This window comes from Acinetobacter sp. SwsAc4 (assembly GCF_013391535.1).
Lineage (GTDB): Bacteria > Pseudomonadota > Gammaproteobacteria > Pseudomonadales > Moraxellaceae > Acinetobacter.
Genome location: NZ_JACAXC010000009.1, coordinates 14,991 through 29,388, shown reverse-complemented (window position 1 = coordinate 29,388; position 14,398 = coordinate 14,991). Strand labels below are relative to the sequence as shown.

General features: G+C 39.2%; 12 protein-coding genes and 1 pseudogene. 5 read left to right on the top strand and 8 right to left on the bottom strand.

Annotation, left to right across the window (positions count from 1 at the left end):
• Positions 1-71: 71 nt before the first annotated feature.
• Complete coding sequence (rlmKL, locus tag HYG88_RS06510) at positions 72-2,276, top strand: bifunctional 23S rRNA (guanine(2069)-N(7))-methyltransferase RlmK/23S rRNA (guanine(2445)-N(2))-methyltransferase RlmL (protein ID WP_005159612.1); 2,205 nt, start codon at positions 72-74, stop codon at positions 2,274-2,276.
• A 16-nt stretch (positions 2,277-2,292) separates the two neighbouring features.
• Here the strand turns inward: rlmKL and HYG88_RS06505 are convergent, their stop codons facing one another.
• Both HYG88_RS06505 and clpB read right to left on the bottom strand, forming a co-directional pair.
• Positions 2,293-2,712, bottom strand: a complete 420-nt coding sequence (locus tag HYG88_RS06505; RefSeq protein WP_005159609.1) for a hypothetical protein — start codon at positions 2,710-2,712, stop codon at positions 2,293-2,295.
• Between the two features lie 167 nt (positions 2,713-2,879).
• The gene (gene clpB / locus HYG88_RS06500; protein ID WP_005159607.1) at positions 2,880-5,459 is read right to left on the bottom strand and encodes an ATP-dependent chaperone ClpB; all 2,580 of its coding nucleotides are present in this window, start codon (positions 5,457-5,459) and stop codon (positions 2,880-2,882) included.
• A gap of 262 nt (positions 5,460-5,721) precedes the next feature.
• Here clpB and HYG88_RS06495 point away from each other — a divergent pair, with 262 nt between their 5' ends.
• Entirely contained in the window at positions 5,722-6,522 is an 801-nt protein-coding gene (locus HYG88_RS06495; protein WP_005159605.1) for a M23 family metallopeptidase, read from the top strand.
• Between the two features lie 68 nt (positions 6,523-6,590).
• Here HYG88_RS06495 and HYG88_RS06490 read toward each other — a convergent pair whose 3' ends face one another.
• The gene (locus HYG88_RS06490) at positions 6,591-7,013 is read right to left on the bottom strand and encodes an OsmC family protein (protein ID WP_004662601.1); all 423 of its coding nucleotides are present in this window, start codon (positions 7,011-7,013) and stop codon (positions 6,591-6,593) included.
• Positions 7,014-7,160: 147 nt separating this feature from the next.
• Here HYG88_RS06490 and crp point away from each other — a divergent pair, with 147 nt between their 5' ends.
• Positions 7,161-7,868: a cAMP-activated global transcriptional regulator CRP gene (crp, locus tag HYG88_RS06485; protein ID WP_004662603.1), complete on the top strand. Its 708-nt coding sequence runs from the start codon at positions 7,161-7,163 to the stop codon at positions 7,866-7,868.
• Between the two features lie 213 nt (positions 7,869-8,081).
• On the top strand, positions 8,082-8,858 hold the full coding sequence (locus tag HYG88_RS06480; protein ID WP_005159604.1) for a M48 family metallopeptidase: 777 nt from the start codon (positions 8,082-8,084) through the stop codon (positions 8,856-8,858).
• A 73-nt stretch (positions 8,859-8,931) separates the two neighbouring features.
• Here HYG88_RS06480 and HYG88_RS06475 read toward each other — a convergent pair whose 3' ends face one another.
• Genes HYG88_RS06475 through HYG88_RS06465 form a run of 3 tightly spaced genes read right to left on the bottom strand, consistent with a single transcriptional unit; the run spans position 8,932 to position 13,026 of the window.
• Positions 8,932-10,659: a biotin carboxylase N-terminal domain-containing protein gene (locus HYG88_RS06475; RefSeq protein WP_005159603.1), complete on the bottom strand. Its 1,728-nt coding sequence runs from the start codon at positions 10,657-10,659 to the stop codon at positions 8,932-8,934.
• Positions 10,652-12,235: an urea amidolyase family protein gene (locus HYG88_RS06470; protein ID WP_178882788.1), complete on the bottom strand. Its 1,584-nt coding sequence runs from the start codon at positions 12,233-12,235 to the stop codon at positions 10,652-10,654. Before HYG88_RS06470 ends, HYG88_RS06475 begins: the two co-directional genes overlap by 8 nt.
• A 32-nt stretch (positions 12,236-12,267) precedes the next feature.
• Complete coding sequence (locus HYG88_RS06465; RefSeq protein WP_178882787.1) at positions 12,268-13,026, bottom strand: LamB/YcsF family protein; 759 nt, start codon at positions 13,024-13,026, stop codon at positions 12,268-12,270.
• 107 nt (positions 13,027-13,133) lie between these two features.
• Here HYG88_RS06465 and HYG88_RS06460 point away from each other — a divergent pair.
• Positions 13,134-13,340: pseudogene (locus tag HYG88_RS06460) on the top strand (IS3 family transposase); the annotation flags it as partial.
• Here HYG88_RS06460 and HYG88_RS15250 read toward each other — a convergent pair.
• Together HYG88_RS15250 and HYG88_RS06455 are read right to left on the bottom strand one after the other, a co-directional pair.
• A complete protein-coding gene (locus HYG88_RS15250) occupies positions 13,302-13,433 on the bottom strand; it encodes a hypothetical protein (protein ID WP_256415116.1) in 132 nt (43 codons plus the stop codon). The pseudogene HYG88_RS06460 and the gene HYG88_RS15250 overlap by 39 nt on opposite strands.
• Positions 13,434-13,602: 169 nt before the next feature.
• Entirely contained in the window at positions 13,603-14,373 is a 771-nt protein-coding gene (locus HYG88_RS06455; protein ID WP_178882786.1) for a 3-hydroxyacyl-CoA dehydrogenase, read from the bottom strand.
• Positions 14,374-14,398: the final 25 nt, after the last annotated feature.

The following is a 14,398-nucleotide window of genomic DNA, read 5'->3' as shown; positions in this document are numbered from 1 at the left end:
AAGAAAAACCGTATTTCTCTTCCAAAATCAGTTAAAATAGTCGATTGCTAAAAATGTTTTTGGAAATTTGAATGAACGCTAAACCACGTCTAACAGACTATTGGGTGACCTGTGCTGACGGGCTTGAAACCTTATTACAACAAGAACTTGGGAATTTAGGCATTCAAAATATCCAACGTTTTGCTGGGCGTTTAATATTTAAAGGCACACTTGAGAATGCCTATCGCGTTTGTATGTGGTCTCGTTTAGCCTCTCGTGTGTTGTTACCAATACATACCCATGGACTTGAATTCACACATGACGCGCGTGATGTTGCAGAAGAACTCTACGAGGGTGCGATTAGCTTTGATTGGTCTCTTGTTTTTGCACCACAAAGTACCTTTGCTGTTCGCCTACATGTAGAACGCGAAATTAAAGTCAATACACAGTTTGCTACACTACGAGTTAAAGATGGTGTTGTTGATTCATTTATGGAGGCGGTTGGCAAACGCCCAAGTATTGATATTAAACAACCCGAAATTACACTTTATGTATTGGCTGGCAAAACTGAGCATACTTACTGCCTAGATTTATCAGGTGATTCTCTGCATAAGCGTGGCTATCGCCGTTTTATGACCGATGCGCCAATTAAAGAAAATCTGGCAGCGGCAATTCTACAAAAAGCTCAATTAGCACAATATCAGCCTGACATTATTCTTGACCCAATGTGTGGTTCAGGAACATTCATTATTGAATCATTAATGATTTTAACCGATCGTGCACCAGGCTTAGTACGTCGCTTTGGCTTCAATGGTTGGCATGGACATGATCGTGAATTATGGTTATCACTGAAAGCAGAAGCAGCAGAACGTCATGCAAAGGCTTTAGAGCAACCTCTACCCAAGTTTTATGCCTACGATGCGGATTGGGAAGCGGTTAAAGCCACTCGCCAAAATATCATTGCAGCAGGTTTTGAAAAAATACTCGACCAAATTCAAATTGAAGAACGGACTTTAGCAGATTGGGATGATTTCCATGCTGAAGGTAAAAAAGCCTTTGTTGTCACCAACCCTCCTTATGGGGAACGTTTAGGTGATAAGGCCTCTAGTCGATCATTCTATTTAGGTTTATCAGGATTATTACAGAAGAATTTTCCAAATCAGCCTGTTGCCGTGATTGCAGCACAAATTGAACAAGCAGATGTACTGGCTATCACCGAACCTCAAACTTTACGTTTGATGAATGGTAAATTACCAATCTACGTGCGTTTTGGTACCATCAAGCCAGCAACCGTCACCCAACCTTTTTTGGCAACATGGCAACCTCAGCAATTTGAAAAAATTGAAGGTGCAGAAGACTTTACTAATCGTTTGCAAAAAAATATGCAAGCCTTAAAAAAATGGGCTGTGAAAGAAAATATTTTTTGCTTACGTTTGTATGATGCCGATCTACCTGATTTTAACATTGCCATCGATTTATATGGAGATCGTTTGCATGTTCAGGAATACGCACCACCAAAAACAATTGATCCTGAAAAAGCAAAAAAACGTTTTAATTTGGGTTTAGCTGCCATTCGTGCAGTGACTGGCTTAAATCGTGACGCAATTTTTATCAAAACCCGTGCAAAGCAAACGGGAACCAATCAATATGAGAAACAAAGCACTGCGTCTAAACGTTTTATTGTGCAGGAAGGCAAAGCTAAAATTCTCGTCAATTTAACAGACTATTTAGATACTGGTTTATTTTTAGATCATCGTCAAATTCGTCTAAGAATTGCCAAAGAAGCACGTGGCAAACACTTTCTTAATCTTTATAGCTATACCTCAACTGCTAGCTTACATGCAGCACTTGGCGGTGCAGCAAGTACCACCAGTGTCGACCTATCAAATACTTATTTGAATTGGTCAAAAGAAAATTTTGTATTGAATGGTTTAACGGTAGATCATGCTGATGAACAACATATGTTCTTTTCGAGTGATTGCTTTGAATGGTTAAAAGAAGCTCATGAACAATATGATCTCATCTTCATTGATCCTCCAACTTTCTCTAACTCAAAAAAGTTTTATGGTACATTTGATGTACAGCGCGATCATATTTCCCTGCTTAAACGTGCAATGAATCGTTTAACCAGTGATGGTACTTTGTACTTCTCAAATAACTATCGTGGGTTTGAGTTAGATGAAGAAATCGAAGCAATCTATCATGTCGAAGAAATTACTTCTGAAACGATAGGCTTAGACTTTAAACGTAATCAAAAAATTCATCGTGCTTGGAAAATCCAACATAATCAAATTTAAGGAATGATTTTTCTCATTATTTAAATGTGAATTTGGTTCTTTTTACATTAGGAGAATCAAACTCATAAATCATGAAGTTATCTGGAGCCTCATCATGGGGCTTCATACTTGCTTTCTTCTTTTCCCGCACATCCATTACAGACGTTTTCTTTTGTTCTTCATAAGGTGATAAAGCACCTTCAGCAAGCATACTGATCCTTATTTCACGCAAATTACGGTCACTCAATATGCGTTGAGAACGCCAACGTTCTTCCTCTGGCTTCATCGCATCTCGTTGAGCTTTTTCGATAATATTAGGCAAGGATCTATTTAATGCACCTGTTTGTAAGGCTAAAGTTCCCTCTGTCATCGGCTGTGCAGCCGAACCAATTAATGGTAAAGCCGTAAAGAATACAATTACACCAATATAAGTGTAATAATGCTGCTTATTCTCCATTTTAATTCATCCTGAATTTTTTTCTTATTTATTCCGAAACTAGCAAGCTTTTCATAAAATCGCAATGTCATTGGTAATATTCCTTAAGAAATCAGATAAATTGCACTGATATAAAAAAAGATGGCGATTTTCATCGCCATCTTTTTAGCCAATCATTCAAATTAGATTTAGCTAAGTTTCATTTTATCAAACACAAGCTGACCACTATCACCTTTAATCAGAATATTATCTCCGGGCTGGAATTCACCAGATAAAATTTTCTGAGCCAAGTTATTTTCAACTTGTTGCTGTATTGCACGTTTTAGTGGTCGTGCGCCATAGATTGGATCAAAACCAGCATCAATCAATAGATCAAATGCACTATCATCGACAGTTAAAGCCATATCTCGTTCGCTCAGACGTGAACGTAAACGATCCAATTGAATATCCGCGATACCACGAATTTGACCTTTTTTCAACGAATGGAAAATGACTAATTCATCAATACGGTTAATGAACTCTGGACGGAAATGCTGAGTTACAGCACTCATGACCACTGTTCGAACTTCCTCATCAGTTGCACCTTCACCTAATTCACGTACATCTTGTGAGCCTAAATTAGATGTCATCACAATGACCGTATTTTTAAAATCGATAACACGACCTTGAGAATCAGTTAAGCGACCATCATCCAATACCTGTAACAGGATATTGAATACATCTGGATGAGCTTTTTCCACTTCGTCAAACAACACCACGCTGTATGGTTTACGGCGTACCGCTTCGGTTAAAACACCACCCTCTTCATAGCCCACATAGCCTGGAGGCGCACCGACTAAACGGCTTACCGAGTGTTTTTCCATAAACTCAGACATATCAATACGGATCATGGCGTCATCACTGTCAAACAGGAAGTTGGCCAATGCCTTGGTCAATTCAGTTTTACCCACACCTGTCGGGCCAAGAAACAGGAATGATCCACTTGGGCGGTTCGGGTCAGACAAGCCTGCGCGTGAACGGCGTACCGCATTGGAAACCGCCACCACCGCCTCATCCTGACCCACCACACGGTTATGCAGGAATTCTTCCATCTGGAGTAGTTTTTCACGTTCACCTTGTAGCATTTTCGCCACAGGAATGCCTGTTGCCGCACTCACTACTTCAGCAATTTCATTTTCAGTCACTTTGGTACGAATGAGTTTAGGTTCCTCATTTTCCTCTGCAATTTCTGCCTGTTCCAGACGTTTCTGCAACTCTGGAATTACACCATATTGCAGGCGTGCCGCCTCAGCCAGATCACCCTCACGTTTGGCTTTTTCCAATGCAACCCGCGCCTGATCCAGTTCGATCTGGGCTTTTTTATCACCCTCAACCAGTGTTTTTTCAGCTTTCCAGATTTCTTCCAGATCATTGTATTCTTTTTGCTTTTCAGCAATTTGCTGCTCAAGATGATTGACTTCAGCCTTACTGCCTGCATCCTCATCTTTCTTCACCGCCTCCAACTGCATTTTCAACTGGATGAGACGGCGATCAAGCTTATCCAATGCTTCAGGTTTGGAATCAATCTCCATCTTAATCCGTGAAGCCGCCTCATCAATCAGGTCAATGGCTTTATCTGGCAACTGACGGTCAGTGATGTAACGATGTGACATTTTCGCCGCCGCAATAATCGCGGAATCCAAAATTTGTACGCCGTGATGGGTTGCATATTTCTCTTTAAGACCACGCAAAATCGCAATGGTATCTTCCACACTTGGCTCATCCACCAACACTTTCTGGAAACGGCGTTCAAGTGCAGCATCTTTTTCAATGTACTGACGATACTCATCCAGCGTAGTTGCGCCAACACAGCGCAATTCACCACGCGCCAACGCAGGTTTAAGCATGTTACCTGCATCCATTGCGCCATCGCCCTTACCCGCGCCTACAAGGGTATGCAGCTCATCAATAAACAGGATGATTTCGCCTTCATGTTTGGCAAGGTCTTTCAGCACCGCTTTTAAGCGTTCCTCAAACTCACCACGATATTTTGCACCTGCCAGCAATGAACCCAAATCCAGTGAAAGCACACGTTTATTCTTTAAGCTTTCAGGCACTTCACCATTAACAATACGTTGTGCCAAACCTTCTACAATCGCAGTTTTACCGACCCCAGGCTCACCAATCAGCACAGGGTTATTTTTGGTACGGCGTGACAACACCTGAATGGTACGGCGGATTTCATCATCACGACCAATAACTGGATCAAGCTTACCGGCCAAAGCACGTTCTGTTAAATCAATGGTATATTTATTCAATGAATCGCGTTGATCTTCATGATTATTGCTCATGACTTTGTCATTTCCTCGAATATTTTCAATTACTTTGCGTAAACTATCTGGTGTTACCCCAACGCTGTTTAATATCGTTTTGGTTTCACCCGTTTCCGCTAAACTTAATAACACCCAATCTGTTGATAAGAATTCATCACCTGCTTTTTGCGCATAACGATCAGCTAAATTTAAGATCTTTACCGCTTCAGGATTAAGATTAATATCTCCAGTTGGATTTGATAAAGTCGGTGCATTTCTTATTGCTTGTTCTAACTTTTGTTTTAACTCTGGCAAGCGCGCACCTGATTGCTGCAACAAACTTAAATTGGCAGGCTCATCTAGTAAAGTCGATAAAATATGAATACCCGCAATAGAAGTATGGTCTTTACCCATTGCCAATGATTGTGCATCTGAAAGAGCTTGCTGTAAACGGTTCGTAAATTTTTCAAAGCGCATTCTTGTTATTCCTCACAACAAATTTTTAACTTATCACTAAGATGGGAACACTTTTTAAAATTTCAAATAAAATTTATATATTTTTCAATATTTTGTTTAAATTAAACTTTATAAAACTCAGTAATAATATGGGTATATAAACAATCTATTTCAAGTATATTTTGTATAATTTTCTATCTATTCTGATTTAAACAATATCCATATTGTTATTTTACAGTGAAACTTTTAACTTAAGACTTTACTTCATTTAAAAATGATCGTTATGCATTTAAGAAGAATTGTAATAGCTAGTATTTGCCTTTTCCCTATTCAGATAGCTATCGCTCAATTACCACAGAATTCACGACATGCAGGCGGTATAGCCGTTATTCCAATTCCATCAACGATTACCCAAGTTTTCTATGAGAAAAAACCGATTCTAATTACACAAGAAGGCACTCAACGATACGCTATTTTTGGAATTCCTCTTTCTACCCCATTGGGAACGTTAAGCCTAACAACCAATACTATGCCCATACAGATTGAAATACTGCCATATCAATATGCTGAACAGCACCTCAATGTAAAAAACCAAGACTATGTTAATCCGAATCAAAATCAACTTGATCGATATGCTTCGGAAGCAAAAGAACAAAATGAGATTTATAATTCTTTCAGTCAAAGCTATTGGACTAAATTTCCAAGTTTTATTCCACCAACAGCAGGCAAATTTAGTAACTCATTTGGACGCAAACGTTTCTTTAATAATGAAGAACGCGCCCCACATTCAGGTCTAGACATTCCAGCACCAATTGGCCAAAAAGTTGTAGCGCCAGCAGATGGCATTGTCGTTCAAACTGGTGATTATTTTTTCAATGGTAAGACTGTTTTGATTGATCACGGTCAAGGTTTAATCAGTATGTTCTGCCATCTCAGTAAAATTGAGGTTTCAAAGGGACAACATATTACTCAAGGTGAACTTTTAGGTTTAGTAGGAAATACAGGTCGAGTCACTGGTCCACACTTACATTGGGGAATGAGTTTAAATGATGCACGGGTAGACCCACAATTATTACTGAAATAAAAACTATGTCGATAAAAAAGTGATCTAAACAAATAGATCACTTTTTAGTTAAACTTAATAATTAAGTCTTAATCAGCTTCTACAATTTCAAAGTCATGTGTGATTTCTACACCACCATCAGACAACATTTTGCTCGCAGAACAATATTTTTCTGCTGAAAGCTCAACTGCTTTTTCAACTTGCTTTGCTTTAACCGCTTTACCTGTTACTACGAAATGTAAGTGAATTTTTGTAAACACCGCAGGAATAGAATCAGCTCTCTCCGCTTTTAACTGGCATACAACATCGGTCACATCTTGGCGTGATTTCTTTAAAATAGTCACAATATCAAACGAAGCACACCCACCAAGTCCCATTAAAATCAACTCCATAGGACGTGGTCCACGGTTTTCACCACCATACTCAGCAGAACCATCCATCACTACACTGTGACCACTTTCTGATTTCGCTTCAAAAGCAACATTCTCTAACCAATGTACACTTGTTTGCATTGCAACTACCCGAAAAACGTTATAAATTTACTTCAGTTCTTGTACACTAACATAAAATGAGTTGATAAGGAATTTCATCTCTTCTGTGTAGAAAAGGCTCCATGGGGCCTGTGCGATCGGTTTTATCCAAATTCGGAAATTTTAAGCATGACTTCAAATTTTTCACATCTTAGCACTGATGCTTTGTCTCCAGGTCAATTACCTGAGTCAGTTAAAGCATTGCTAAAACGTGCTCATATTAATAGATACCCTAAACGCACCACGATTGTTGACGCTGGAACGGAATCAAAATCACTGTATTTAATATTAAAAGGTTCAGTGTCAATCATATTACGTGAAGATGATGAGCGTGAGATTGTTGTTGCATATCTCAATCCAGGTGATTTCTTTGGTGAAATGGGGCTGTTTGAAAATAACCCTCAACGTACCGCAGAAGTACGTACACGAGATGTTTGCGAAATTGCAGAAATCTCATATGAAAATTTCCACGAACTCAGCAAGCAATACCCTGACCTGAGCTATGCTGTATTTGCTCAGCTTGTTCGCCGTCTGAAGAATACAACACGTAAAGTCACTGATTTAGCATTTATCGATGTATCTGGTCGTATTGCGCGTTGTTTAATTGACTTATCTGCGCAGCCTGAGGCAATGATTCTACCGAATGGTCGTCAGATTCGTATTACACGTCAAGAAATTGGTCGTATTGTGGGGTGTTCACGTGAAATGGTTGGTCGTGTTTTAAAAACACTTGAAGATCAAGGCATGATTCAAACTGATGGTAAAGCAATTTTAATTTTTGATACTTCTTTAGATGATAACGCATTTTCTGAAGATGAATTTGATGATGAGGATTAATCCCCTCTAGCTTTAAGCTAATTTCAAAGCCAGTGCAAACCACTGGCTTTAATTTTATTCAGATGAAGCTAAGCTATTTAGCTTTTCATCAATTCTGCTTACATAATTACTATGATTATAGAGATAATCAGAATATAAAGCCTTGCAAACTTTTTTTATAATTCTTGTTAATCATGGGTATATTTATAAGATACTGATTTGGAGCAAATAAGTATGAAAAAATTGGCTTTAAGCCTTTGTGCAATGACTTTAATAACGATTTCAGGTTGTGCATCATTTGCAGATATGGCAGGTGCTGACAGTGCCACATTAAATGCTCAGTCCGCTCAAAGCTTTGCAAAGATGACACAGGAAGCTCGTGCCAAGAATCAATTGGATATGAGCTCAAATACTTATCAACGTATTAATTCAGTATTTTTGCGCTTAAAACCGTATGCTGACCAAATGAACCAAACCGGTCAGCGTTTTGATTGGCAGTTAGCAGTACTAAAATCAGATACTGTAAATGCCTATGTAGCGCCAGGTGGGAAAGTCGTTTTCTATACGGGTATTGTGAACAAGCTGAATTTGACCAATGATGAAATCGCAGCAATTATGGGACACGAAATGACCCATGCCTTAGAAGAACATGCCAAAAGTAAAATTGGTGCACAAGCACTTACAAACTTAGCGATTGGGATTGGTACGACTTATGCGGGTGCGAATATTGGTGAAGCAGGTAATGCGGCAATTGCTTTAGGTAGTCAAATTGGTATTGGTTTACCCTATTCTCGTAATTTAGAAAGTCGCGCTGATTTTGGTGGGTTAATGCTGATGGCAAAAGCAGGATATAATCCAAATGCAGCAATTAGTCTTTGGGAAAAAATGGATCGTGTAGATGGTGCTGGTGGTGCATCATTCTTATCAACTCACCCATCAAATAGTCAACGTATTAGTGATATGCGTAAAAATTTACCTGCTGCTCTGGCAGTTTATAATAAACGTCGTTAATTTAGCCAAAGCCATTAGATCTCATTTTAGAGATTTAATGGCTTATCCTTTAACTGTCTTATATACAAAAACTCTAATTTATCTCAGCAATTTTTGAATCCGTTTCAACAGTCTGATTAATCTCTATCAGCTTTTGAATTTTCCCCGTTTGTGGAGCAATCACAGGGACCTCCATTTTCATTGCTTCCATAATTGCAATTGTCTCACCTTGGTTTACATGATCATTTTCTTGAACTTTCCACACGGTGATTACACCACTCATCGGTGCTAAGACACTATTACTACTTGGGTTCTGATCAGAATCATTTTGTTTCTGATTGGGTGGGGGTGTCCCGACTAAACTAAAAAATCCATTTGGTAAGCCAATCTGATGCAACTTTCCATCTATTTCAATTGGATAACGTTGTAATTCAACTTGATTGCTCAGTTTACTACGTGAATAGTGAGGATAATCATGGCGACTATCTTGTTCAATCCAACGTGTATGTACTTTAAATTCATCAATAAAGTCAGCATCTGACAGGATTGCACGATGGAATGGTAATACTGAAGCAATGCCCTCTATTTCAAAATGGGCAAGCGCTCTTTTGGCCCGTTGAATTGCAATCTCGCGGGTTGCACCAGTCACAATTAATTTCGCAATTAAAGAATCAAAATGACTTGAAACAACACTTCCAGTCATCACCCCCGTATCAAGACGAATACCAATTCCTGATGGTGGGTGAAAACGAGTAAGCTGTCCAAATGCTGGGATAAAACCACGTGCTGGATCTTCCGCATTAATTCGGAATTCAATTGCATGTCCTATTGGTTTTGGCATTTCTTGAATCGAAAGTGGTTGACCTAAAGCAATTCGAATTTGTTCGACAACTAAGTCTAGGCCCGTAGTTTGCTCAGTAACTGTGTGCTCAACTTGTAGACGTGTATTAACCTCTAAGAACGAAAGTTGACCATTTTGACTAAGTAAATACTCGACGGTACCTGCCCCGACATAATCTGCAGCGCGGCAAATTGCAATAGCAGATTGCACTAACTGAGCTTCAATATGCTCATTAATAAATGGTGCAGGTGCTTCCTCGACTAGCTTTTGATTACGGCGTTGTAAAGAACAATCTCTCGTTCCTACAACGACAATATGTCCCTGTTGATCAGCAATAACTTGTGCTTCCAAATGCCGAGGCTTATTTAAATATTGTTCAACAAAACATTCTCCTCGACCAAAAGCAGCGAATGCTTCTCGCACAGCCGATTCATATAAATCGGCAACTTCATTCAATTGCCAAGCAACTTTTAAACCACGTCCACCACCACCATACGCAGCTTTTATCGCAATCGGCAGACCATACTGTTTCGCAAAATATAACGCTTCTTGAGCTGATTGAAGTGGTTGTTCAGTACCATGAACCAAAGGTGCATTTACCGACTGTGCAATTTTACGCGCTTGTATTTTGTCACCAAGTTTATGGATAGTTTCAGGAGATGGCCCAATCCAAATCAGCCCCGCATCTATCACAGCTTGGGCAAATTCGGCACGTTCTGATAAAAAACCATAACCAGGATGAATCATGGTCACTTGGGATTTATACGCAATATCAATAATTTTATTGATATCTAAATAAGTGTGCTGTGCTGTTTGTCCTGATAATGCCCAAGCTTCATCTGCAAGTTGAACATGCAAACTGGCAATATCATCATCTGCATAAATCGCCACTGATGTAATATCCATATCTTTACATGCGTGAATAATGCGTACAGCAATTTCTCCACGATTCGCAATCAACAGCTTATGTTTTTTATGCATCTTTTTTGACATCCATGAAATCATAAATTTTACGAAATTGAATATGGCAACCAGCTGGAATCTGTGCAATTAAGTCCAAATGATAGAATGCGACCGCCGCAATCACAGGATAACCCCCTGTAATAGGATGATCATTCATAAATAATACAGGCTGACCATTTGGAGGAATTTGCAAAGCACCTGTACAACAACCTTCGCTCGGTAATTCTTGCTCGAATTGTCGCGTTAAAGGCTGATCACCCACTAATCTCAATCCAATTCGATTACTCTCTGTGCTCACTAACCAAGTTTGTTTAAACAATAAATCAAGGCTTTCTTCGGCAAACCAATCTGTACGCGGCCCTAACACGAGATCTATTTCAATAATCTCATCTCGTTTAGGTAATTTAATCGGTATTTCATTTAAGCTGACAGGCTGCGTTATTAATTGGGCAAAATGAATCTCATCACCCACTTGAATTGGTTTTGTACCCAATTCAGCCAAAGAATCATAACTAGCACTTTCGAGTACTTTCTCAACAGCGATACCACCACGTAGCGCAATATAATTACGAATCCCTGCACTCGGTGCTGAAATATAAATTTCATCACCATAATCTAAAGCAATCGGCTGATACAAAGCCACTTTAACTTTATCCGCGCCAATATAAGTAATCCAGACTTCCGTTTCCGCACCTGTCACAGCAATAACTGTTGCTTCTAAAACCTGTAATCGCAATCCACCATTTAAAACTTCCATGACGGCTGCATTCTGTGGATTGCCAACAATTAAGTTTGCCTGACGAAATGCCTTTTGATCCATAGCACCTGCCCGCCCCACGCCTAGCTCAGCTAAATTTTTACGTCCTTCATCTTGGATCAATACTTGTAAGCCAACATTTTTAACGCGTAACACAGCAGGTTTTTTAATCGATTTTCTTTGAGAAAATCTCTGAGCAGGCACACAAATTTGGGTTGGATTATGACTATCATCCTTGAAGATGACATGATCACTCGGCAGTAATAAAGAAGGCTGTTGTCGATGAATATCCCACAATATCTCATCAGTCTGTCCAATCAACTGCCATCCACCCGGACTATCTTGAGGATAAATACCGCTATATTCGCCTGCTAAACCTACTGCCCCTGCACTAACTTTTTTACGTGGTGATGCTAAGCGTGGAATACTCCTAAATACTTGCTCAGGATTGGTTAGATAAGCAAAGCCGGGAGCAAAGCCAATAAATGCAACTTGCCAATAAGAGTTGGTATGTTTTTGAATGACTTGTTCAGTACTTATTCCTAAATATTCAGCAACATTATTTAAATCAATACCGTTATAGCGCACACCGATAACAATTTCCTTCCCTTGACGCAAAGTATCCTGACTGATTTTTTGGCTTGAAATCCATCGAATGAGTGTATGCATCTCGACCAATAACGAATCAAAATAAATCAGTATGCTACGTGCCGCAGGAATAAGTTCTTTTATATGAGGATGCTGTGCTTGTTTTAAGCAGTAATGAACCGCCATTGTTTCTTCTAAACTTTCAAGCTCAATCAAAAAACAATCTAAATTAACGGATAGAAATCGCATAAAATAGCTCTTTTAAAATGTTTAAAACTCATTCAAAGACTAAAAGCACGAACTTCAATTTTATTTTCTAACAATACTTGGCGAATCTTTTCTGCCATTTGTACCGCCCCAAAGGTATCACCATGCAAACAAATGGTATCTGCCTGAATTGTAGTGAAATCCCCTTCAATCGATTCAATACCTCCGTTCTGAATCATCCTCAGTACACGTTGAGCTACGACTTCTGCATCATGTAAAACAGCACCTTCTAAACGGCGTGAAACTAGTTCACCATTACGATGATAAGCACGATCAGCAAACGCTTCAGAAATAACGCCAACTCCCTGCTTACGAGCAAAATTAATTAAAGGCGAACCCGCCAATGCAACTAACACTAATTTTTTATCTGAATGCTGTATTGCATCAATCACTGCTTGAGCTTGAGTTAAATTGGTGGCAATAGTGTTATATAAAGCACCATGTGGTTTGACGTAAGTCACTTTTGTTCCAGCGACTTGAGCCAACCCTTGCAGCGCTGAGATTTGATAAAGCACGTCTGCGTATAATTCATCATAAGATACATCCATATTACGGCGACCAAAACCAACCCGATCTGGATACGAAACATGCGCTCCCACACTAACATTTTGAGCAGCCGCTTGTTTTAAGGTATTTAACATATTGACAGGATCGCCTGCATGAAAACCGCATGCAATATTGGCACTACTCACAATCGCAAGAATCTGCTCATCATTTCCCATTTTCCAAGCACCATAGCTTTCGCCTAAGTCGCTGTTTAAATCAATATGCATATATAAACCTAATGCTGATTTTATGATCCGATAATTGAGTAATATATTCGAAGTGATTACAAAATCACATATTTTATCGACTTTAACAGCTTATAGCTGTGACTAAGGTTACGGTTTCTTGTGCCTGTAAATGTCTAAGTGTTAGCACTTCGGGATACTATGCTTGGCGAAAGCGACAGATGTATGTCCATCAGAAATATACTGATTTAAAAGCTATTTATTGGCAGCACCATGCTCGCTTAGGGGCACCTTCATTGACGCATGACATGCATGATTTAAGTTACTGCATAAGTGAACGTACAGTTGGAAGAATGAGGATTTGAGTTGCCGCCTGTTGGATTCATATTTCCAACACAACCATTTAAAAACAAGCTAGATGCAGAACAGATCAAAATTGGATATTTCATCTATACACCCCCTATTGAGTGAATGAATGATTTGCAAAATTGTACAAAAACCAGCAGAAATGACTAAAACTCAAAGCTAGTTTATGAATAAACCATATCAAAACAAAACAGTTGTAAATTTTCATTCACAACTGTTTTATAAATAAATCTATAAATGGTTTAAATAAATTTATTTCGCAGCCATACGAATACCACCATCTAAGCGGATCACTTCACCATTTAAATATGAATTTTCAGCAATATGTGCAACCAAACGACCAAATTCTTCAGGACGTCCCAAACGTGATGGATAAGGCACCATTTGCCCTAAGGCATCTTGTACATTTTGCGGTAAGCCTTTCAGCATTGGAGTTTCCATAATCCCTGGTGCAATGGTTAAAACACGAATTTGATGACGTGCTAACTCGCGCGCAATCGGAAGCGTCATCGCAACTACAGCACCTTTTGATGCAGAATAAGCCGCTTGTCCAATTTGCCCATCAAAAGCAGCAACTGAAGCTGTATTTACAATCACCCCACGATCTTCATCGCCTTCAGCAACAATATTTTTACTCATTGCATCTGCTGCGAAACGCAACATGTTAAATGTACCCGTTACGTTGATATGTAAGGTTTTTGAGAACATAGCTAAATCATGTACAGATTCTTTGCCCACAACTTTTGCTGAGGGTCCAATCCCTGCACAGTTGACTAGTCCATATACCGCACCATATTTTGCAACAACATCTTTAAAGAATTGCTCTGCAGCTTGTTCATCAGTTACATCTAATTTTACAAATTCAGCTTGTGCACCTAATGCTTGTACCTGCTGCTCACCCGCTTCAATGTTCATATCGACTAAGGTAACTGTCGCACCTTGTTTAACGAGAACCTCTGCTGTTGCAGCACCTAAACCAGAGCCACCACCAGTAATAACAAAATGTTTTCCTTGAATTTTCATCTAAATTTCCTCGTAAATTAAAGAT